Source organism: Ferrovibrio sp. GW821-FHT12B10, assembly GCF_058807515.1.
Genome location: NZ_JBXAQT010000004.1, coordinates 1 through 2,690, shown reverse-complemented (window position 1 = coordinate 2,690; position 2,690 = coordinate 1). Strand labels below are relative to the sequence as shown.

Sequence of the window (2,690 nt, the reverse complement as noted above, 5' to 3'; positions counted from 1 at the left end):
TCCGGCCATCTTCCAGTCAATCACTGTTGTCCCCCAGATCCCCGCCGACTCGCGTCAGCACTGCCTGCAACCAGCTAAAGGACGGCAACCAAGGTTGTCAATTTTTTAGCACTCGCCCTTGTGGGTAATCATGGGATTGTGAAATGACAGCTTGGGGGCGATAGTGTTTCAGTTCGCCTGCTGCATGCTGAAGACAATAATCGTTGCCGCAATAAGGCCGGGGCCGAAGGGAATCCTTGTCTGCCAGTCGAGCGCGCCAGTCCCTTTGCGTCGACCAGGACGAAGCAGCAGGAACAGCAATGTCAGAGTGGCGCCGGCGAAGATCACCGTGAAGCTCCCCTGCAGGCCCACCCAGACTCCCGCAGCAGCCATGTATTTGACATCGCCCAATCCAAGCCCCTCCACGCCCCTGCGCCACAAATAGAATTGACGAATGGCATACAGGCTAAGAGAGCCTGCGGAAGCGCCCAGTAGCATGTCCGATACATCTGGTCCGCCAAAGCCATGACGAAAATGCCAGCCGCAGCCGATCAGGCCGAATGCCAGGGTCAACATATCCGGCAGCCGCTGCTCGCGCAGATCGAAGATGAGCAGCGCGAGCAACACGCCGCCCCCCATCAGCAACAGCAGGCCCTCCAGCATCAATTCCCCGGCGTGGTGCTGGTGACTTCCGAGCGCGTCAACCGGCCCAGCAGCCAGTTGGCGGTGTCGTTGCTGTAGGTATTCACCGTCGTCTTGGCATGGCCATCGCCGGTCGAGACCCCGACCTGCGTGGCATTGCCAAACGCATCATACTGATAGCTGGTGGTCACCGCCGGCAGCGCCGTGCCGGTCAGCTCCCAGCTCTCTTCCAGGCTTTGCGTGAGGAACGGATAGCGCCGCGTGCCGCCCAGATTGGTGCTGCTGTAGGTGTTGGTGCTGCGGTTCAGCAACTGGCTGCCCAGCTTCTTCTCGCGCGACGCCACCAGCCCGGTGAAGGGATAATCCTGGCGATACGTCGTCACCTGCTCGACGCCGGTCTGCTCGTCCTTCACCGTCATCTGACGGAAACCGAGGAAGCCGCGGCCGGTGGTCTCGGCCTTGGCGCCGGTATAGCGATAGGTTGAGCGATACTCGCCGCCGAGACCATTGGCGGATTTCACTTCCGCGACCACATACATCGGTGCCTGCAGATCCATGCAGGGATGCGCGCAAGCATTTACCCCGGTGTCCTTGGTGTAAGGCGTGTTGGCGGTAGAGAGAGACCTGTAGATGAACCGGGTCATGGCACTGCCGGTCGTCACAGTGGCGAGAATGTCGGGTTGAACGCCCCCACTCAGTGACACAACCGGGCCATATCCCGCATAGCCGCCGACATCGGTGAGGCCATCGCCGTTCAGGTCCATCAGGAAACGGGGGATCAGCGCTTCGTTATTATACTGACCCGCCTCCCAATTGGCGCCGAAATGGTTGAGCCAGCGCGTATGCGGCAGGAATTTTGTGCCATCCGACAGCGCAACATACATGCCATCGGAATTGAAACCAACAATATCAGGCAGGCCATCGCCATTCATGTCGGCGATGCGACGCGGCGCAATATTCTCGACCGTCCATTGGCCGGCGGCTACCGACGCGCCAAAATAGTTGGTCCAGTAGGTCGGCGGCAGGAACTTGGTGCCATCCGACAACGAGACATAAACACCTTGCGTATAAAAACCGATGATATCGGCCAGTCCGTCGCCGTTCGCATCGATCAGGTAGCGGTTATAGGTTGAACTCCACCAGCCACCGGCGATGTTATTGGAGCCAAACTGATCGATCCAACGCGTCTGCGGCAAGAAGCCGCTGCCGGTGGAAATGGCGACATACGCGCCGTCACCATATAAACCCACCACATCAGGCAGGCCGTCGCCATTCACATCCGCAAAATAGCGCGGATAGTAAAATTCGGTGTTCCAAAGGCCCGCGCTGGCGAGCGAGCCGAAATGCCCGATCCACAATTGCGGTGCCGCAAAGCTGCTGCCGGTATTGAGCGAGACATAGACGCCTTCCTTGCCAAAGCCGGCAATATCCGTCAGGCCATCGCCATTCATATCGATCAGGATGCGGCGATAAAGCCCTTCATCGTTCCACTGGCCCTGCGAGATCATGGCACCGTAAGCGGCGACCCAGAGTGTGGGGGCGGCAAAGCTGGTGCCATTACCCAGCGCGACATAGACGCCTTCATAGTAGAAGCCGACGAGGTCTGGGATGCCGTCGCCGTTCACATCGGCGATATTGCGCGGATAGACCGTCTCATTCGTCCACCAGCCAGAGCTTTGATTATACCCGAACTGGGAGGTCCATTTTGTCTGCGGCGCGGCAAAGCTGGTGCCAGTTGAAATAGCGGCATAGGTGCCGTCTGAATCGAAACCGACAATGTCCGGCCGGCCATCGCCATTGAGATCGGCAAAACGGCGGGGACGGGCATTCTCATCACGCCATGTCCCCGCTTCCGGGGCAATGTCGAAATAGCTGATCCAGCGCGTCGGCTGAGGAAGAGCGGGCGGTAAGCCGGCCCAGGTCAGTGTTGTCGATGGCAGACAGACGCCCGCGCCATCGCAGGATGACAAAGACAGCAGCCGGCTGCGCTGCGTGCTGGGGCTGACCTCGTAAGCCGTGCGATATTCCCGCACCAGGTTTTCCGCCTGCCAGGCCTGTACCTTGGTCAG

The 2,690-nt window shown here is 59.5% G+C and carries 2 protein-coding genes; both read right to left on the bottom strand.

The genetic code is table 11. The features are described from left to right. Positions 1-168: 168 nt before the first annotated feature. A complete protein-coding gene (locus AC1RRT_RS20515; RefSeq protein WP_493015846.1) occupies positions 169-642 on the bottom strand; it encodes a prepilin peptidase in 474 nt (157 codons plus the stop codon). Further along, positions 642-2,690, bottom strand: a 2,049-nt coding sequence (locus AC1RRT_RS20510) for an FG-GAP-like repeat-containing protein (RefSeq protein ID WP_493015845.1), incomplete at its 5' end; no start/stop codon positions are given. The genes AC1RRT_RS20510 and AC1RRT_RS20515, both read right to left, overlap by 1 nt.

Excerpts from the sequence above, each read along its gene's own strand:
- AC1RRT_RS20515 (WP_493015846.1), bottom strand. The coding sequence starts at position 642 with ATGCTGGAGGGCCTGCTGTTGCTGATGGGGGGCGGCGTGTTGCTCGCG.